Source organism: Burkholderia sp. Bp8991, assembly GCF_003853795.1.
Taxonomy (GTDB): Bacteria; Pseudomonadota; Gammaproteobacteria; order Burkholderiales; family Burkholderiaceae; genus Burkholderia.
Genome location: NZ_QTQJ01000003.1, coordinates 63,191 through 81,909, shown reverse-complemented (window position 1 = coordinate 81,909; position 18,719 = coordinate 63,191). Strand labels below are relative to the sequence as shown.

Below are 18,719 nucleotides of genomic sequence, written 5' to 3'. Positions count from 1 at the left end.
TGATGTGGGTTCGATGGTTCGTCCGTTGCATCGATCGCCATGCCGCGCATACGCTGCGCCGCAACGGCGGTGTCACGTCGCGCCGGTTGCATCGTGGCCTGCACCTCTGGCAGCATCGACCGGCGTTCGCTTCATCGTCGCGCGCCGCGTTGCGCGCGCGACCCGGTCGCCGCGTGCATGGCCGCGGCGATCGACGCAGCAGCACGCGACGCCGGTCAATCGCATCATCGATCGGATGGGCCGCGCGTTGCGTGTCCGGTTCACTCCTTCATCGACGTCATCCGCCATGCCGATCTCCGCCGCCGACCTGATTCAACAGTTCGATCTGCAACCGCACCCCGAGGGCGGCTATTTCCGCGAAACCTACCGCGCGGCCGATACGGTCGTGCGTGCGGCCGACGGCGCGTCGCGTGCGGCGTCGACCGCGATCTACTACCTGTTGTGCGACGGCGCGTATTCGTCGTGGCACCGGATCCGTTCCGACGAGGTCTGGCATTTCTACGCGGGCGATCCGCTCGAAGTATGGGTGCTCGACGAGCGCGACGGCCTGACGATCCACCGGCTCGGCAACCCGCTCACGCACCCGGGCACCGTATTCCAGGCGGTCGTGCCGGCCGGGCGCTGGTTCGGCGCGCGCTGCGCGTCGCCGGAGCACGTCGCGCTCGTCGGCTGCACGGTCGCGCCGGGGTTCGAGTTTGCGGAATTCGAACTCGCGGACGCGACGGCGCTGGCCGCCGCATTCCCCGAGTATGCGGAATACGTCGCGGGGCTCGCGCAGCGCTCCGACGCGTGAGCGCGCCGGCGGCCATGCCGGCCGCCCCGAACCGCCTTCGACGGCAGCCGTTCCGCGCGGCCGCGGCCAAACCCGTTTAGAATGCACGGTGGTGCAGGATCGGCCGCGGACGTGCCGCGGCGATCGCTGCTTGCCGTATCGACGGCCGCCCCCGTCGCACGGTCCGCATGTCTTCCAGGAGCGCCGCCGTGTGGCACTTTCCCATCGCGATTCCCTCGTCGCTCGGCCCGTGGGCCGTGTTCGCGAGCGTACTGATCACGCAGCTCGGCGTGCCGGTGCCGGCCGTGCCGATGCTGATCCTCGGCGGTACGATGGCGGCGATGGGGCAGGCGTCCTGGGCGAGCATGTTCGTGGCGGCGATCGGCGCGGCGATGCTCGCCGATTCGCTGTGGTTCTTCATGGGCCGCACGCGCGGCCGGCGCTTGCTGAACGGGCTCGTGCGATTCTCGCTGTCGCTCGACACGACGCTGCGCTTCGCGCGTAATGTATTTGAAAGATACGGCGCGCCGCTGCTCGTCCTCTCCAAATTCCTCCCTGGCCTCGGCCTCGTGTCGGCGCCGCTGCTCGGCACGACCGCGATCGGCGTCGGCGTGTTCCTGTTCTGGGATCTGGCCGGCGCGTCGCTGTGGGCCGCGTTCTGGCTCGTCGGCGGCGCGGCCGTGCACGACCAGATCGTCCAGTTCGTGCTGTGGGTGCGCGCGAGCGGCGGCACGATCCTCGACGCGTTCCTCGCGATCTTCATCACGTTCCTGCTGTACCGCTGGGTGCGCCGCGTGCAGTTCCGCCGCTACCTCGCGCAAGTGCGCATCTCCCCGCCGCAACTCGTCGAGATGATGACGTCGAACGAGCCGCCGCTGATCTTCGATGCGCGGCCGCGCGCGATTCGCGAACGCGAGCCGTACCGGATTGCCGGTGCGGTGCCGGTCGATCTCGATTCGCCGGACCTGCTGGATCCGGAGCTGCTGAAGCGGCCGATCGTCGTGTATTGCGTGTGCCCGAACGAGGCGACCGCGAAGCGCCTGATCGCGAAGATGCAGCGCAAGAAGATGCTGCACAACATCAAGGCGCTGAAGGGCGGCCTCGACGCGTGGGAGAAGCACGGCTATCCGGTCGAGCCGCTGCCGGCCGATCTCGATTCATCGAGGTATTTCGTGCGGCCGGAACATGCGGCGCTCGCAGGCGAATATACGGTGCGCGCGACGTTGTCGAAGTGAGTCGTGCGCGGGATTCCGTTCATGACGGAAAGTGTCCGAAGCGTGCACCCAATTCGTGTGTGGTCCCGAACAGCCCAAGCGGATCAGTCCCTTTGCCAACACGTCGTGAAGGTGGAATAAATCTGCAGGGGCATACGCGGGATGCGCGTCGATCAGCCGGCCTTTCTGGGTTCTTTCTTTTTGTCGCGGCTCGCAGACCAGATGCTGCTCTTTCTGGTGCCGCTCGTCGTCTTTCAGGTCACACGGAAAGCGACGTGGTCCGGGCTCGCCTTTTTCGTCGAGGCGTTCCCGCGATTCATCGCCTTTCCGGTCTGTGGCGCACTGAGCGACCGTGTGTCACCGATCCGCGTGCTGCGAGCGAGCCAGACCAGCCGGGCCGTCGCTTGCGTGATCGGCATCGCCGGCTATGTCGCCTGGAGCGGAATCGGATGGCTGATCGCATTGTCCGCCGTATGCGGCGCACTCACGAGCCAAGGTCTCGTCGCTCGTGAGGTGTTGCTGCCGCAGATCTTTCCGCAGCAGCGCTTCGAAAAAGTGTTGTCCTATACGCAGCTCGCCGATCAGCTGGGCGTCGTGCTTGGACCGATCGTCGCGGCGGCGCTGCTTGGGTATCGCGACTGGGAGTGGGCTGTCGCTTCCGCGGCGCTGCTGTTTGTCTCGGCGGATTTGCTGGCATTCGTCTGGCAACGGACCAGCACGGCACGCGTTGCGCCTCCGGAACGCTCGGTGGGGCCGTGGTATGCACCGTTCGGTGTGGCGCTGAAGCATGTCGTCACGCTGCCGGGGCTGTTGCGGCTGATCCTGCTCGCAGCGGCGGAAAACCTCGTGATCGGGACGACACTTGCGACGTCGGCTGCGATGGTCACCGGTGCGTTTCGGCAGTCCGGCGGTTTCTATGCCGGACTGCAGGTCACGGGTGCCGTCGCGACAGTCGCGATCCTGCTGTTCGTCGCGCGTATCGAGGTAGAGCGCGAGCGGCTCGGCATCGTCGCATTCGTCGCGATCGCGGCTGGCGGTCTCGCGATGGGCATGGCCGGCTCGATTGCGATGTACGTCGCCGGTTTCCTTTTGGTCATCGGTTTCGACAAGATGTTCAACGTGTACATACGCAGCGCCCGGCAGGCCATCATTCCCCCTCGGGACTATGGCAAGACGACGGGCGTCATCGTCCTGCTGAATAACGCGACGCAGCCGCTTGCCGGGCTGCTTGTGGGGCTCTTCTCCGGTCACGGGCGCGTTGCGCTCGTCGTGACGCTGACCTCGATCGGCATGGCAATACTCGGTGGCGCGGTCATTGCCGTTGGCGCCGGCCGGCCGCGAGCGACTGCGCGCGTTTCGGACTGACGCGGCGGTACCGCAAGGAATACGGCGCTGGCGACGCGAAACCGGTGTTCGGCGTGGTGCGAGATGAAGTCGCTGCATTCCCGGACGTGATCGTGACCGGGGCGGGGCAGGCGCTCGAACCCGGATGCGGGGCGATCGTAATCTCGCTGCATCGACCGGATCGAGCCTGACGGGTATCGACAGGGTCGACAGTCCGGCCGTTATCGAAGTAAATCGTGCGCGGGATGCCGCGCACGTGCCGATTTCGCCTCCGATCTCACGCTTCCCGTTTCCGGGAAAATCGGCTGGCGCGAAACATCCGATTATTCTTATAATCCCGCCTGCATATTGCGTGCGCTTGATTGCGCACATTCGACGCGCGTTCGTTCGCGCCGAAAGCGATTGATCCCATTGCCGCCCGCCACGCGCACAGCCGTGTCGCGCGGGCCGCACGGGCGTATTCCGTGAAAGGCCAGATCCGTTTTTCCGGATTGTTCCGGAAAATACCGATAATCAACGGTAATTCCAATCGGAGTGACGCAGTATCCGCAGCGTTTTTCATCCGGAAAACGGCGGCGGGGATTTTTCGTTTTCGGTTTGCCGGTATCGGCATGAACGGTCGCGCATTGACATCGACAATGACGGCGGCCCGTTCGCGGCTGCCAGGAGACGGACTTGAAACAACCAGAAGACCAGCTGCACCGCGGGCTGGAAGAGCGGCACATCAACCTGATGGCGCTCGGCGCGACGATCGGCGTCGGCCTGTTCCTCGGCTCGGCCGCCGCGATCCGCACGGCCGGCCCGGCCATCCTGCTGACCTACCTGCTGGGCGGCATCGCGATTTTCCTGATCATGCGCGCGCTCGGTGAAATGGCGATCACCAATCCGGTCGCCGGCGCCTTCAGCCGCTATGCGCGCGACTACCTCGGCCCGCTCGCGGGCTACCTGACCGGCTGGACCTACTGGTTCGTGTGGATCGTCACCTGCATGGCGGAAATCACCGCGGTGGGCGTCTACATGCACATGTGGTTCCCCGGCGTGCCGAACTGGATCTGGGCGCTCGCGGCGCTCACGGCGATGGGCGCGGTGAACTTCATCGCGGTCAAGCTGTACGGCGAATTCGAGTTCTGGTTCGCGCTGATCAAGATCGTCACGATCGTGCTGATGATCGTCGGCGGCGGCCTCATGATCGCGTTCGGCATCGGTAACGGCGGCGTCGCGACGGGCATCTCGAACCTGTGGGCCCACGGCGGCTTCATGCCGAACGGCATCGACGGCGTGATCGGCGCGCTGCCGATCGTGATGTTCGCGTATCTCGGCGTCGAGATGCTCGGCCTCACGGCCGGCGAGGCGCGCAATCCGGAGAAGTCGCTGACGAAGGCGGTGAACTCGGTGTTCTGGCGCGTGCTGATCTTCTACATCGGCGCGCTGTTCGTGATCATGTCGCTCTATCCGTGGGACCAGATCGGCACGCAGGGCAGCCCGTTCGTGATGACGTTCTCGCGGCTCGGGATCCCGGCCGCCGCCGGCATCATCAACTTCGTCGTGTTGACCGCGGCGCTGTCGTCGTGCAACAGCGGCCTGTTCAGCACGGCGCGGATGCTCTACAACCTCGCGCAGCAGGGCCAGGCGCCGGCCATGCTCGGCCGCGTGAATCGCAACGGCGTGCCGGTGTACGGCGTAGCCGTGTCGGTCGCGCTGCTGCTGATCGGCGTGCTGCTCAACTATCTCGCGCCGCAGCACGTGTTCACGTGGCTGACGTCGGTGTCGACGTTCGGTGCGATCTGGACGTGGTGCGTGATCCTGATCGCGCAGGTGCGCTTTCGCCGCACGCTGTCGGCCGACAGGATCGCGCGCCTGCCGATCCGCGTGCCGTTCTATCCGCTCGGCTCGTTCGTCGCACTCGGGTTTCTCGCGCTGGTCGTCGTGCTGATGGCGTTCTCGCCGGATACGCGCGTCGCGCTCGTGATCGGCCCGGTCTGGATCGTGCTGCTCGGCATCGCATACGCGGTGTTCCATGCGAACCGGGCGAGCGCGCCCGCGTCGACGAAGTCGTAAGCCAAGCGGCCGAAAGTCGCCGCGCCGCGCGCCGCACAGGCGTGCGCGGCGCATCGCGGCCCGCACGGGTATTGATCGCGATCATGCACGTGCGGGCCGGACGACATATGCTGTCTGAATCGCTTGTCCGCGCTTCGCATGGCCGTCCGCCGATCCGCGCGACCGCGTCGGCCGTCCGTCCGCCGTTCGTCGTTCGCCGCTGCCCGCGCGAAGCTCCGGTCGTCGTTCGCGACGACGCGTCCGCAAGGAGGCCTTCGCCATGCAGTCCACCCCGACCATCCCGCCGCTCGCGCGGATCTCGCTGGCCGTCGATCTGACGCCGGAGTCGCTGTCCGCCGCGCGCTACACTCGCACGCTGCTGCGTCCCGGCATGCAGGTGCGCATCGTCTGCGCGATCGACAATCCGCGTCTCGTGCTGCCGGACATCCCGCGCGTCGACGCGCTGCTGACCTCCGCGCGCGAGGAGATGACGCGTGAAGCGCAGGCGACGCTCGAACGCATCGCGGCACTGTTCGCCGGCAGCGGCGTGGGGATCGAGCGGATGATCATCGATACGTCGCTCACGGGCGGCACGGTGGCCGATGCACTCGCGAACGACACGGCGGCATGGCACGCCGACGTGCTCGTGGTCGGCGCCAATCCGCACCATGGGCTGCTGCGGCTCGTCGAGGGGGCGGTGTCCGACACGCTGGCCGCGCGCGCACGCTGCGCGCTGCTGATCGTGCCCGCCGACTATGCGCGGCCGTCGGACGGGCCGCTGCAGCGCCTGATGTTCGCCGTTGACGGCAGCGAGCCGTCGCTGCACGCGGTGCGCGTCGGGCTCGGCTTCGCGGTGCCCACGACGCTGCTGTACGCGCTCTATGTCGTCGATCGCGCGGTTCGTCTGACGGATCTCGTGCCGGTGCGCGCGCTCGAAGATGCGTATCGCGCGGAGGGCGAGGATGCGCTGGCGCGCATCGGGCCGCTGTTCCATGCAATGGGGAATCCGACCAAGCGCGGCATCGTCGAGACCCGTCCGACCAGCGACGACGTCGCCCATGCGCTGATGCGCGACGCGGTGCACTGGCATGCTGAACTGCTGGTGGTCGGCACGCACGGCCGGCGCGGCATCGCGGCCTGGCTGATCGGCAGCGTGGCGCGCCGGGTCGCGCATCTCGCTCAGGTGCCGGTGCTGCTCGTGCGCGAGGCCGCGTGAGGATTGCGCTGCGACGAATGCGAAGCGGGCTTTCATTGACCTGCATCAGAAACGTCGCGCATTTTGCATGAGATAGTCACACGACGTGCGTGTGCATGCGGCGGATGGTCCGTCGTCCGTGCCCGACGCCGCGATTCGACACGTCGGTCCGGAACCGCGCGAACCGGCGCCTGTCCGACGCCGTTGCGATTCAGCCGATTTCCGGAGCCGTGCCGCGCAGCGCATCGCGCATCGGCCGATCACGAACTCTCTGGCACGAGGGTAGGCAGCCGGCGGCTGCCTTGGATAACGGACGGGGTGCATTGCACCCCGTCCGCTTTCCTGGCCCCGTGCTGACTCTTTTCCTCGCAGGTATTGTTTTCGTCGATGTCGCCGTGTGGAACGGCGCGTGATGCCACGCGATCGCGCGATCGCGGAGTCGGTCTGGATCGCGGCATGCGCTGCGTGCCCGGCGCGGTGCCGCGGCCTTCACGCGGCCGCGTGCGGCGTCGGCTGCGTAAAGGCGCTGCGTTCAGGCCCCGCGTCCAGGCCTTTACGCGGAGCGAGGCGCTCGCAGGTCGCGCGGGCGGTGCGCGTCGCGGCATACGCGTGCACCGCGACGCACGCCATGCAGTCGGCCTCGTCCGCCCGGCGTGCGATCGCGCAGCCGCGGCCAGCCGGGGCGCGTCTTGCGGCGCGGCCTCACGACGACCGTTGCGCCGGCACCGGCCCGCGCGCGGAGAGCCGCGGCGAACCGCTGCAGCGCGAGCACCGATCCCGCGACGCTCTGGTACTTTTCGCGGCCGATCTGCCCGTCGAGCGTGATGAGCAAGCCCGATTCGCGCGCGAGTGCGAGCAACGCGTCGAGATCTTCGGGCGGCCGGATTGCTGCCGGCACGGCGGTCGCGGCCAGCATGCGCGTGCGCCGCTGTCCGTCCCGCGCCGGGAAGTTGCGATGAATCATGATGGGTCTCCCTGCGCCCGACCCCGCGTGCCGGCTCGAGGGCCGGCTGAGCGATGACCGGGTATGAACGCATCGTTCATGACATCAGTATCCGCCGCGGAGACCGCGCTGCCAATCGGTGCGTGCTGAAGTCGCTGTCAGACGTTGCGTGCGAGGTATCGGAATCCGCTGACACGTCGGACCGGCGAGCGGCCGCTGCGGCGCGAGGCGGGCAGGCGGGCAGGCGCGATGTGCGGCGCCCCCGATGTGCGGCGCCCCGATCCGGTGCATTCGAACAGACGAATCGCGGCCGTCGCGCGTCGCTTGACGCAGGACTTTCGCGGGTCTAAGGTCCCACACTGCATCGGCATCGCGCGACGGTTCATCGTCCGAGCGATCGCGCGGTGCCGCACCTCGGGGTGGCGTGGCAATCCTTCCAGTCGTTCGCGGGCCCTGGGCGCCGCGAATCCTGCGCGCGAGCCGGTCCGGCGACGGATCGGCGCGGCGGCACGCAAGGTGCCGTTGATCGCGCGCAACCACGCTTCGGCGCATCGTACGCCGGGCGGCTGTCCAGCCTTTAATCTTCCGATAGCGTCATGTTTTCCTTTCGTTCCTCGACCGTCAGGAGCCCGTCGATGTCACAGGACAATTTGCTTGATGCCTTGAAGGCCGTCGCCGCAGAGCGCGCGATCGGCGCCGATCAGTTGCGCACGATGCTCGACGATGAAGTGCGAGCGTTGTCGTCCGATGCCCGCGTGCACGATTACATCCACGTGTTCGCGATCCGCCACCTGCGCGAACGGATGCGCAGGCAGGACGAACTCGAGCGCGACACGCCGGCCAGTACGCCGCGCGACGAGCCGGATACGCGTACCGGCCGCCGTCTGTAAGGGACGATCGGCGCGACCGGCGCCGCGGTGCCTCATGACAGCGGAAGGCCCCTGAGCGCCGCGCGCGCCTCCGGCACCGCTGCACGCCTGCATACCGACAACGCGCCTGCCTGCCGGTCGCGCCTTTCTTCATATATTTGACCGAATCGACACAACGGCCTCAAGTAAGCGGCGCGGATGCCGTTTACCCGGTGAATTCGTCCACCGGGCGTTCGCGCTCCCTTACCGAGTCGTTGCCATGTTCTCGTCCATCCGCACCCGCATCCTTGCCGCGTGCGTCGCCATCGTCGTGTTCGCGCTCGTCGCCACCACGCTGATCAATTACTTCATCGCACGCGCGTACAACAACGACGCGATAGACCGCAACCTGACCTCCGTCGCGAGCGGCCACGTGGTCGGCATCGGCGACTGGGTCGCGACGAAAAGCCGGATGATCGCGTCGTTGCAGGACGCCGCGCTGTCGCCCGATCCGCTGCCGGTGTTCAAGCAGATGGCCGCGGCGGGCGGCTTCACGAACGTCTACGCGGGCTATGCCGACAAGGTGTTCCATTTCTCCGACCCGACCGGCATCCCGCCCGACTACGACCCGACCGGCCGTCCGTGGTACAAGCAGGCCGCCCAGGCCGGCAAGCCGGTCGTCACGCCGCCGTACGTCGATGCGGGCACCGGCAACCTGGTCGTCACGTTCGCGGTGCCGATCCTGCGCGACGGTGCGCTGAAGGGCGTCGTCGCCGCCGACGTCGCGATGGACAGCGTGATCGCGAACGTGAAGTCGATCCACCCGACGCCCGCGAGTTTCGGGATGTTGATCGACAGCAGCGGCCACGTCGTCGCGCATCCTGACGCGAAGCTCACGCTGAAGCCGGTCGCCGACGTGTCGCCCGACCTCGGCGGCATCGGCGCCGCGACGCTGGCGGCGTCGAGCGCGCCGGTCGAAGTGCACGTCGGCGGCGACGCGAAGCTGGTGCGCGCGCAAGCCGTGCCGGGCACCGACTGGTACGCGCTGGTCCTGCTCGACAAATCGGAAGCGACGGCCGGGATGCGCTCGCTGCTGACCGCGTCGCTGATCACGCTGGTGGTGATCGTCGGCGTCGCGTCGCTGATCGTCGGCGCGATCACGACGACCGCGTTCCGCCGCCTGTCTCAGGTGCGTCAGGCGATGGCGTCGATCGGCTCGGGCACGGGCGACCTGACGCAGCGCCTGCCGGCCGACGGCCGCGACGAGGTGGCCGATATCGCGCGCTCGTTCAACAGCTTCGTCGACAAGCTGAACGACGTGATGCGACAGATCCGCGACGCGAGCGAATCGGTGCGCACGGCCGCGAACGAAATCGCCGCGGGCAACCAGGACCTGTCGTCGCGCACCGAATCGGCGGCGGCGAGCCTCGAGGAAACGGCCGCGTCGATGGAAGAAATCACCGCGACGGTCGGCCAGTCGGCGGCCGCTGCCGGCCAGGCCGATGAACGCGCGGCCGCGGCGTCGCGGATCGCGTCGCACGGCGGCGTGGTCGTATCGGACGTCGTGTCGACGATGGAGAAGATCGAGGAAGCGTCGGGCCGGATCGGCGACATCATCGGCGTGATCGACGGGATCGCGTTCCAGACCAACATCCTCGCGCTGAACGCGGCCGTCGAAGCGGCGCGTGCCGGCGAGCAGGGCCGCGGTTTCGCGGTCGTCGCGCAGGAAGTGCGCAGTCTCGCGCAACGCAGCGCGCAGGCCGCGCGCGAGGTGAAGGTGCTGGTCGAATCGACGGTGGCGAGCGTGTCGGCCGGGTCGGGGCAGGTGCGCCAGGCCGGCGAGACGATGCGCGAGATCGTGTCGAACGTCGCCAACGTGACGACGATCATCTCCGAGATCACGCACGCGGCGAACGAGCAGACGCGCGGCATCCAGGAAGTGAACCGCGCGGTCACCCAGCTCGACGAAATGGTGCAGCAGAACGCGGCACTCGTCGAACAGTCGACCGCGGCCGCGACCGCGCTGCAGACGCAGGCGAACGCGCTCGCGACGACGGTCGGGCAGTTCAAGGTCGCATGACCTGCGCCGGTTGACGCAGGGCGCGCCGCGGCGCGCGGCGGCGCTCAGGGGCGGCCGTCGTCGCGCATCAGCGCGAGCCGGTTGTAGAGCGTCTTCAGGCTGATGCCGAGCGCTTTCGCGGCTTGCGGCTTGTTGCCGTCGAAGTGCTGCAGCGTCGCCGCGATGAAACGTTGCTGCGCATGGTGCAGCGTCGCGCCGAGTGGCAGCGCCATCGCGTCGTCCGACGTGTGGTCGGGCGGCGCTGCCGGCCTCGGCAACGCGACGTCGATGCCGTCGTCCGCGAGGATGTACGCGCGCTCGATCGTGTTGTGCAGCTCGCGCACGTTGCCCGGCCACGAATAGGCGCGCAGCGCGGCGATCGCCGCGTCGGTCAGCCGCTTGTGCGAGCGGTGCCGCGCGTTGAGCGCATCGACGAACTCATGCGCGATCGCCTCGACGTCGCCGCTGCGCTGGCGCAGCGGCGGCACATACAGCGCGAACGCGGCGAGACGGTAGAACAGGTCCTCGCGCAGCCGGCCGTCGCGCACGGCATCGGCCGGATTGTGGCGGGTCGCCGACAGGATGCGCACGTCGAGCGGAATCGAATCGGTGCCGCCGACCCGAATGATCGTGTTCGATTCGAGCGCCCGCAGCAGCTTCACCTGCAGCGCCGCGGGCATCTCCGCGATCTCGTCGAGCAGCAGCGTGCCGCCGCACGCGGCTTCGAAAAACCCCTCCCGTTGCGCGATCGCGCCGGTGAAGCTGCCTTTTTCGTGACCGAACAATTGCGCTTCGGCGATGTCCGCCGGAATCGCGCCGCAGTTGACGGGCACGAACGGCCCGTCGCGTCGCCCGCTGAGGTCGTGCAGCCGGCGCGCGACGATATCCTTGCCGACCCCGCTTTCGCCGGCAATCATCACGCTGGCGCGGGTCGGAGCGATTTTCTCGATACGGCCGAGCAGCGTGCGCATCGCCGCGGAGCGGCCGGACAGCCGGCGCGCGTCGGCGCCTTGCTTCGGACGGTTTGCGGATTCAGCCATAAGCGTCGGCGGCCCGTTTTGAAAATCGGCACCGCACGTTCCCTTCATTGCAATATCTATCATCGACAGCGAAACCGCACGGAAGGTGCCGCGATTTAGAAATTTACAATGTCCGGTGCGGGGATCGAAGAAATACGCGATCACGGGGGCACGATGCCGACAGGCGGCAGCCGACACCGCGTGTCGATGCTTTTTTGCAGCCGACCGATGAAAAATCGCAAGTCGGCAGCGCCCGCGTTCCGCGCAAATGCGGCAGGGCGGCCGAGCGACGCGGCGCGGCGGCACGCGCAGCGCGCCGCGCCGCGAAGCCGCCGCGCGGCCGTGCCGCGGGTACGCGCGTTGCGCCGGCCCTTGGGCTCGCCCCCGAGCGCTCGACGGCACATGCCGGCCGCCGAGGCGGGAGCCGTCGAGCGACGGTCGCCGGGGCGATGCAGGGACACGATGAGGATCCTTACCCGTGAACTGTTCCGGCAGGGCGCATGGGTCGTGCTGGCCGTCGGGGTGGCGTCCGCGCTGCAGGCGTGGGCGATGCACGTCGTCGGCGTACATGCACCGTTTGCACAGCTGCCTTTCTACGCCGGTGTTGCGGCTGCGGCCTGGCTGACGTCGTTCGGCGGCGGCCTGGCCGCGATCGCCGCGAGCGCGGTCGTGATCGGCGCGTTGGGCTGGCGCGAGGTGACGCTGCCCGCGCTGCTCGCGCAGGCCGGCGCCTTCGTCGCGATCGGTTTCGTCGAATGCGTGCTCGTGATGGTCGTCAAGCCGCTGCTCGCAAACGATCGGCTGCACGGGGCCGAGGATGCGGAGGAAAACGACGCACGCATGCCGCGTCGCGAACCGGCACCCGCGGCGCGCTCGCTCGACGACATCCTGCTGCGCCGCGTGGTCGATGCGTCGCCCGACGCGATCGTCGGCGTCGATGCGGTCCGGCGGATCACGAGCTGGAACCCGGCCGCGCGGCGCCTGTTCGGCATCGATGCCGCGGCGGTGATCGGCCACGACGTCACGACGCTGATCGCGCCGCGCTGGCTGCGGTTGCATCCGGTTCCCACGACGTTCGCGAACGCGCGCCCGCCTGCAGGCCCGCTCGACATTCTGTGCCTGCGCCACGACGGCGGCCGCTTTCGCGCGACCTTCGTGGCGGCGCCGATCGTCGACGCGCAAGGCAACTGCACCGGCATGTCGATGACGCTGCGCGAAGCGCGCGAACGCCGCCGAAGCGAGCGGCGCAACCTGCGTTCGTTACGCGGTGCGCGCGACGCGCGCGTGCAGGCCGACGAGTCGAACCGGCTGAAGGATGAACTGCTCGCCACCGTATCGCATGAACTGCGCACGCCGCTGAACGTGATCTACGGCTGGGTCGAGGTGATGCGCAGCGCCGACGGCCAGAGCTTCGCTCACCAGGCGATCGATGCGATCGACCGCAGTGCACGCTCGCTGTCGCGGATGGTCGGCGACCTGCTCGACGCCTCGTCGCTCGCAACGGGGCGGATGCGGCTCGAGCGCGCGCCCGTCGATCTCGTGCGCGTCGTGCGGGAGGCGGTGCGCGAACTCGGCGCGACGGCGGAGGCGAACGGTCTCGAACTGTCGATCGCGTGCGAGATGTCCAACTGCGTGATCTCCGCGGACGGCGAGCGGGTGCGCCAGATGCTGTCGAACCTGCTGTCGAACGCGATCAAGTTCACGCCGCCGGGCGGCAGCATCAAGGTGTCCCTGACCCGGGCCGGCGCGCGCGTGCGGCTGTCGGTCGCCGATACCGGCCAAGGCATTTCGGCGGAACGCCTGCCGCATCTGTTCGATACGTTCAACCGGCCGGAAGGCGCGTCGGCCTCGCCCAAGCGTGGGCTCGGACTCGGCCTGTCGATCGTGCGCAACATCGCACGGCTCCACGGCGGCGAGGTGACGGCTGCGAGCGATGGCGCCGGGTGCGGCACGACCGTGACCGTGATGCTGCCGGTGGACTGGGGCGCCGACATGCCGAACGGCCAGCCGTTACGGCCGAGCGGTGCGTCGACGGCGGTCGCGCTCGACGGCCGGCGCGTGCTGGTGGTCGATGACGATGCGACGTCGCGCGCGAGCCTCGCGGCGGCGCTCGAAACGCTCGGTGCGCAGGTGTCGACCGCGCAATCGGGGCGCGACGCGCTCGACGTGGTCGCGCGGCAGCACCCGAGCGTCGTGCTGTCGGATCTCGCGATGCCGGACGGCGACGGCTTCTGGCTGCTCGACCACATCCGCCATTTGCCGAACGGCAGCGGGCGCCTGCCCGTCGTCGCGGTGACCGCGCATGCGGGTGCGGCGGACCGGAACCGCGTGATGGCCGCCGGCTTCGACGCGTATCTGTGCAAGCCGGTCGACATGCCGACGCTGGCCAGCGTCATCGTCGACGTGTCGAGCGCCGAGCGGCATCGCTGACGCGCGGCGGCCTCCGCATCCCGCGCCAGGCGGCACGATGAAGGGATCGAACCTTGCCCGGCGCATCGGCTCCCGGCGGCAGGCCGAGTCGACGGGCGGCGTACCCGACGAGCGGCGACGCGCGACGGCGATTCGGGTCGTGCAAGACATCGACGGTGCGCGCGCGGTGTGTGCGATAGGCTGCGGATCCGCGGGAGGTCACGTGACACGACGTTCGCTGAGCACACGCTGGCGACCGGCGCATTGTGGATCGAGCGTGTCGAGGGTGCATGGAGCAAAGGCGCGTTGACCGATTTCCCGCGTCTGCGCATCGTCCCGCATGACGGGCCGGTTGCCGCGTTCGGCAGGGCCGATCCGTCGACCGATACGGAGGTCCGGATGAAAACGAGCGACAGGAATCTCCGCCGAGCCACCGCGGTTGCCGCCATCGTGTGCCTGCTGGGATCGGGTGCGCTCGCGGTATTGCGCGTGCCGGCGTTCGCGCCGGCGCATGCGCAGGCGCCGCCGGCATCGTCCGTTCAGGTCGCGCCGGGCGTCGTCAGTCCCGGCCCGACCGCCGACGAGGCGGACATGACGCGGCGGCCGAGCGGCATCGACGCCGAATTCATCGACAAGGCGGGCATCGTCGGCAAGACGGAGCTGCAGGCGAGCCAACTCGCGCTCGACCGGTCGTCGAATCCGCGCGTGAAGGCCTTCGCGCGCCGGATGATCGACGATCACGTTCGCATGACCGCGGAATTGCGCCGGCTCGGCGCGCAAAAGGGCTTGCCCGTGCAGACGCGGATGCTGGTCGATCCGGCGGTGAATGCGTTGCGAAGCAAGAGTGGCCATGCGTTCGACAAGGGGTACATCGAGCTGGCGGGAACGAACGCGCACGACGCGGCGATCCGGCTCTACTCAGCCGAGGCGCGCGACGGCCACGACCCGCAGCTTCGCGCGTTCGCGGTCAATGCGCTGCCGACGCTGAAGGCGCACCTGAGCGCCGCGCGCGCACTCGAGCGTGCGATCGCGGCCGCGCACTGATCCGCACGGCGATCCGCGCGCCCCGGCGCGTCCGTCAGTGCGGCCGCGTGTCGCTTTCCGGGCCCTCCGGCGACGCCTCGAAGGGCGGCGCATCGAGTACCGTTTCGCCTTCCTCGATCAGCCAGTACGGCGATGCGCCGTAGTACGCGTGCAGCCCCTCGGCCCAGGCGGGATCGGCCATCGTCGGCCAGCGGTCTTTCTCGAAGCCGGGCGCGTCGCGCACGCGCTCGGTCGAAACGGGCAGCACGAAGCAGCGGCGCCCGGCGTCGAGCGTCAGCACGTTCCACGGCACCGCGAGCAGCTTGTCGCCGATCCCGAGCAACCCGCCCGACGACACGACCGCATACGCGATCCGGCCCGAGCGGATATCGAGCATGATGTTCGTGATCTTGCCGATGTCGTCGCCGTCCAGCGTCAGCACGCGATCGTCTTCCAGCGTGCTGGCGGCCATCACGTCCGGCCCCGGCCCGCCGGCCGAACGGCCGCGGTCGCCGACGATGCGCGCCTGCGTGCGCGACGGTCTGTCCGTTGTCATCGCTGTTCTCCTGGTCGAAGCGGCGCGGCGCACACGGCGCGCGGGCCGGGTGAGGTGCCGCGGTCAGCGGCGGCGCGGCAGGGACACGTCCTCGAGCGTGTTCGCCAGCTCGTCGCGCGCCGGGCCGCCCGCGCGTGTCGCGATGTCGCCCAGCGACACGATGCCGACGATCTGGTGATTGGCGTCGAGCACCGGCATCCGGTGCAACTGCACGTCGGCCATCCGCTGCTGGACGTCGCCGACGCCGTCATCTTCCACGCACCACTGCACCGGCGCGGATGCGACCACCTTCACCGGGGTATCGGACGAATGCCCGTGCGACAGCGCTCGCACTGCGAGGTCGCGGTCCGTCACGATCGCGACGAGCCCGGTGTCATCGCAGACCGGCAGCACGCCGATGTCGAAGCGCTGCATCAATTCGGCCGCATGGCGAATCGTGTCGGTCGGCGCGACGCAGACCACGTCGCGCGACATGATTTCATTGACGCGATACATGAACGCCTCCTTCGTGAACGAGACGACATGGAAGCAGAACGCGTGCCGCCTTCAATCGGCACAGGCCGGGCCTGGGCGGCCGGGCCACGGAGAAATTTGCCAGCCGGCTTGTACATCTTCCACGGCGGCAGCCGCGGCCGGGCCGCGAGCGACGCTCAGTGGCCGACGCCCGTCATCACGACGATTGCGAGGACCAGCGCACTCTCGATCGCGGCGAGCGCCGCGACGCCTGCGGCGCCGCTGACTTCGTGCCATGCACGTTCAATGCGTTTCATCACTTCACTCCGGTTGGGCCGGCCGGGCGACGCTACGCTGCCGCGCATCGCGGGCCGGGGTGCCGCCGTCAGCCGTGATCGCGGGGCGGTGGCGGGGCGTCGGGCGCGCGACGTTCGCGTTCGCCGGACGGCCTGGCGGGGTCGATGCGGGTCGCACCGCCGACGGCGGGCGGATCGCTGGCCGGGAACGTCTCCTCGAGCCCTTCGTCGATGCGCTCTTCCGTCTTGTCGTCAGACGGCTTGCGCGACGTGGCCAGGGAGAGCGGGCTGGCAGCCGGTGACACGGCGTCTAGGCTACCGGGGGCGGATGCGGTCATGATCGAACCTCCTTATGGGTACGAGGGGTGCAAGCACCGTACCCGCGCAGCGCGGGCGGCATGACGCTTGCAGCCGTCGAGCCGGCCGGGCGGGCTGAGACGTGGCCGGCCCGCCGCCGGCGTGGACGAGAGGACATCGTGATGAATGAACCCAGGGAAAGAATACGTTACGACGCGAACGTGTGCGGCGGCGATTTCAGTCAGGTGCGCGAGTGTTTCGACACATGGAAGCGCGAATCGCGGATCCACCGGCCCGAGCGGCGCATGTTCGACGGGAAGGACGAGGTTCGCGAGCTGAACCCTACCGTCTACGCGGGGCCGGAAAGCGCACGGCGGGCGCTCGCCGCGCGACGCGCGCCGTCCGATCGATTCGCACTCGCGGCGCGCCTCGCCGCCGAAGGGCGCACGCTGTGGCTGGTGATGGCGGCCTACGATGCATGACCGGTGCGCGGCTGCCCACCGGGCAGGCACGCCGCTTGCGCGCGCTCGCCGCACCCATCGACACGCGCGAGCCGCCGCGCAGGAGCGACATGAGTACACGATCCATGCTGCACCGTCCGGAGCCGACGCCCGACTTCGATCCCGATCCGGCGCTGCCCGAGCACGACGATCCGTTCGATCCGCCCGTGCTCCCGGGCCTGCCGCAAGGCGATCCGCCGTCGCAGCCGCCGCCGATGCGGATGCCGGGCGAGGGCAGCGAACCGCGGCCGGCCGCGCGATCACAGAAAGGAGGACCATCATGGACATTCACGTGCAATCGCCCGACAAGCGCGCGATCGCCCAGGTGCTGGGCCGCTATTTCGAGTCGCGTTCGTTGCGTTACCACATCGAGGAGTTGCCGGGCGGCGTGCTGCATATCGGCTTTCGCGCGAGCGGGCGCCCGGTCGCCGTCACCGTGTCGTTCGACGACACCGCCTACGACACCTACACGCACTGGGACGCGAGCCAGAAGCAGCTCGCGCTCGGGCGTCTCGCGGACGGCTTCTCGCGCATGATGGCGAAGCGCAGCCCGGCCGCGCTCGCCGGCGACTATCACGTCGAGCGTTTCTGATTCCGCAACCCAGCGCCGGTTCATGCCGGAATACGGCAAAGTGCCCGCGTTCAACGGGCGCTTTGCGGCTTCGCGCGCGCCAGCGTAGGATGTTCACAATTCAGCGCACGCTACGTTCGCGCCGTCGGCTGCTCGCCGTTGCAGCCGGCCAGGCTGCGACGCGCTTTCCCTCAGGTTCGTTTCGTGCAACCGACGGAGACCGCCTTGATGACAGTTGCCCGCCCGTTGTTGTCGCCCGGCACCCGCCGGTTCGTGTCCGGCCTGTCGGCCTGCGCCGCGCTCGCGGCGGCCGGTGCCCGCGACGCGTCGGCCCAGACGCCGTCGCCGCTCGGCGAATGGCAATACTCGGCGGGCGTCCCGCTGCAGAAACTGTTCAGTCCGACCGTCCCCACCTGGCAGGTCAGCGTCGGCGCGGCGATGACGCTGCAGCCGCGCTACGCGGGTTCCGATCGCTATCGCGTGATGGGCGGCCCGAATCTCGACGTGCGCTATCGCGACCTGTTCTTCCTGTCGACGGGCGACGGGCTCGGCGCGAACGTGTTGCGCGGGCCCAACTGGCGTGTGAGCCTGTCGGTCGGCTATGACCTCGGGCGCCGCTCGGCCGACGACCTCGACCACCTGAACGGGCTCGACAACATCAACGCGGCGCCGGTGATGAAGCTCGCGGCCGACTACGTGATCTCGAAGGATTTTCCGCTCGTGCTGCGCGCGGATGTGCGGCGCAGCATCGGCGGCTCGAACGGCTGGGTCGGCGATTTCTCCGCGTACATGCCGATGCCGGGCAGCAACGAACACTTCTTCTGGTTCGCCGGGCCGACCGTGTCGTTCGCCGATTCGCGCTACATGAACAGCTGGTTCGGCGTGCCCGCGGGGGCGTCCGCGCGCTCGGGGCTGCCGGCCTATTCGTCGGGCGCGGGGATGAAGTCGTTCGGCGCGGGCGTGACGATGGTGTGGTTCGTCAACAAGCACTGGTTCGTGACGATGGACGGCGCGATCGAACAGCTCGTCGGTCGCGCACGGCGCAGCCCGATCACGCAGCAGTCGACGAACGGCGTGTTCGACATGTCGGTGAATTACCAGTTCTGACCGCGATCGGCGACGGCCGGGCGGCCGCGTCGTGGTGCGCGGCATGCGGCATCTTTCGTCACATTTGATATGATTC

The 18,719-nt window shown here is 68.8% G+C and carries 18 protein-coding genes; 12 read left to right on the top strand and 6 right to left on the bottom strand.

What is annotated here, in order from left to right:
• Positions 1-72: 72 nt before the first annotated feature.
• The gene (locus DIE02_RS04130; protein WP_124484857.1) at positions 73-288 is read right to left on the bottom strand and encodes a hypothetical protein; all 216 of its coding nucleotides are present in this window, start codon (positions 286-288) and stop codon (positions 73-75) included.
• On the opposite strand from DIE02_RS04130, the gene DIE02_RS04125 reads away from it, so the two are divergent.
• From DIE02_RS04125 to DIE02_RS04100, 5 genes are all read left to right on the top strand, one after another.
• A complete protein-coding gene (locus tag DIE02_RS04125; RefSeq protein WP_124484856.1) occupies positions 287-793 on the top strand; it encodes a cupin domain-containing protein in 507 nt (168 codons plus the stop codon). The two genes, DIE02_RS04130 and DIE02_RS04125, sit on opposite strands and share 2 nt — an antisense overlap.
• Positions 794-981: 188 nt before the next feature.
• Positions 982-2,007 (top strand): DedA family protein/thiosulfate sulfurtransferase GlpE, encoded by a 1,026-nt coding sequence (locus DIE02_RS04120; RefSeq protein WP_124484855.1) that lies wholly within the window; start codon positions 982-984, stop codon positions 2,005-2,007.
• 141 nt (positions 2,008-2,148) lie between these two features.
• Positions 2,149-3,351 (top strand): MFS transporter, encoded by a 1,203-nt coding sequence (locus DIE02_RS04115; RefSeq protein WP_124484854.1) that lies wholly within the window; start codon positions 2,149-2,151, stop codon positions 3,349-3,351.
• Between the two features lie 654 nt (positions 3,352-4,005).
• Entirely contained in the window at positions 4,006-5,388 is a 1,383-nt protein-coding gene (locus DIE02_RS04105) for an amino acid permease (RefSeq protein ID WP_124484853.1), read from the top strand.
• A 259-nt stretch (positions 5,389-5,647) separates the two neighbouring features.
• Complete coding sequence (locus DIE02_RS04100; RefSeq protein WP_124484852.1) at positions 5,648-6,583, top strand: universal stress protein; 936 nt, start codon at positions 5,648-5,650, stop codon at positions 6,581-6,583.
• A 532-nt stretch (positions 6,584-7,115) separates the two neighbouring features.
• Here the strand turns inward: DIE02_RS04100 and DIE02_RS35410 are convergent.
• Entirely contained in the window at positions 7,116-7,526 is a 411-nt protein-coding gene (locus tag DIE02_RS35410) for a hypothetical protein (protein ID WP_185500291.1), read from the bottom strand.
• Positions 7,527-8,140: 614 nt separating this feature from the next.
• Between DIE02_RS35410 and DIE02_RS04095 the strand changes: the two genes are divergently transcribed.
• Both DIE02_RS04095 and DIE02_RS04090 read left to right on the top strand, forming a co-directional pair.
• Positions 8,141-8,395: a DUF3562 domain-containing protein gene (locus DIE02_RS04095; RefSeq protein WP_124484851.1), complete on the top strand. Its 255-nt coding sequence runs from the start codon at positions 8,141-8,143 to the stop codon at positions 8,393-8,395.
• Between the two features lie 238 nt (positions 8,396-8,633).
• Complete coding sequence (locus tag DIE02_RS04090; RefSeq protein ID WP_124484850.1) at positions 8,634-10,433, top strand: methyl-accepting chemotaxis protein; 1,800 nt, start codon at positions 8,634-8,636, stop codon at positions 10,431-10,433.
• A gap of 44 nt (positions 10,434-10,477) precedes the next feature.
• Here the strand turns inward: DIE02_RS04090 and DIE02_RS04085 are convergent, their stop codons facing one another.
• A complete protein-coding gene (locus DIE02_RS04085) occupies positions 10,478-11,515 on the bottom strand; it encodes a sigma-54-dependent Fis family transcriptional regulator (protein WP_124485072.1) in 1,038 nt (345 codons plus the stop codon).
• 378 nt (positions 11,516-11,893) lie between these two features.
• Here DIE02_RS04085 and DIE02_RS04080 point away from each other — a divergent pair, with 378 nt between their 5' ends.
• Complete coding sequence (locus tag DIE02_RS04080) at positions 11,894-13,861, top strand: ATP-binding protein (RefSeq protein ID WP_124484849.1); 1,968 nt, start codon at positions 11,894-11,896, stop codon at positions 13,859-13,861.
• A 378-nt stretch (positions 13,862-14,239) separates the two neighbouring features.
• Positions 14,240-14,884 (top strand): DUF4142 domain-containing protein, encoded by a 645-nt coding sequence (locus DIE02_RS04075; RefSeq protein WP_124484848.1) that lies wholly within the window; start codon positions 14,240-14,242, stop codon positions 14,882-14,884.
• A gap of 34 nt (positions 14,885-14,918) precedes the next feature.
• Here the strand turns inward: DIE02_RS04075 and DIE02_RS04070 are convergent, their stop codons facing one another.
• The 3 genes from DIE02_RS04070 to DIE02_RS04060 all read right to left on the bottom strand — a co-directional run bounded on the left by DIE02_RS04070 (position 14,919) and on the right by DIE02_RS04060 (position 16,506).
• Positions 14,919-15,419, bottom strand: a complete 501-nt coding sequence (locus DIE02_RS04070; protein WP_124484847.1) for a PRC-barrel domain-containing protein — start codon at positions 15,417-15,419, stop codon at positions 14,919-14,921.
• 63 nt (positions 15,420-15,482) lie between these two features.
• Positions 15,483-15,914: a CBS domain-containing protein gene (locus DIE02_RS04065; protein ID WP_044843097.1), complete on the bottom strand. Its 432-nt coding sequence runs from the start codon at positions 15,912-15,914 to the stop codon at positions 15,483-15,485.
• Between the two features lie 343 nt (positions 15,915-16,257).
• Positions 16,258-16,506, bottom strand: a complete 249-nt coding sequence (locus DIE02_RS04060; RefSeq protein WP_124484846.1) for a hypothetical protein — start codon at positions 16,504-16,506, stop codon at positions 16,258-16,260.
• 141 nt (positions 16,507-16,647) lie between these two features.
• Here DIE02_RS04060 and DIE02_RS04055 point away from each other — a divergent pair, with 141 nt between their 5' ends.
• The 3 genes from DIE02_RS04055 to DIE02_RS04045 all read left to right on the top strand — a co-directional run bounded on the left by DIE02_RS04055 (position 16,648) and on the right by DIE02_RS04045 (position 18,643).
• Positions 16,648-16,947: a hypothetical protein gene (locus DIE02_RS04055; RefSeq protein ID WP_124484845.1), complete on the top strand. Its 300-nt coding sequence runs from the start codon at positions 16,648-16,650 to the stop codon at positions 16,945-16,947.
• Between the two features lie 298 nt (positions 16,948-17,245).
• Positions 17,246-17,557 carry a hypothetical protein gene (locus tag DIE02_RS04050; protein WP_044843100.1) on the top strand — a complete coding sequence of 104 codons (312 nt, stop codon included), beginning with the start codon at positions 17,246-17,248 and terminating at the stop codon, positions 17,555-17,557.
• A gap of 207 nt (positions 17,558-17,764) precedes the next feature.
• Positions 17,765-18,643, top strand: a complete 879-nt coding sequence (locus DIE02_RS04045) for a MipA/OmpV family protein (RefSeq protein ID WP_124484844.1) — start codon at positions 17,765-17,767, stop codon at positions 18,641-18,643.
• The last annotated feature ends 76 nt before the right edge of the window (positions 18,644-18,719 follow it).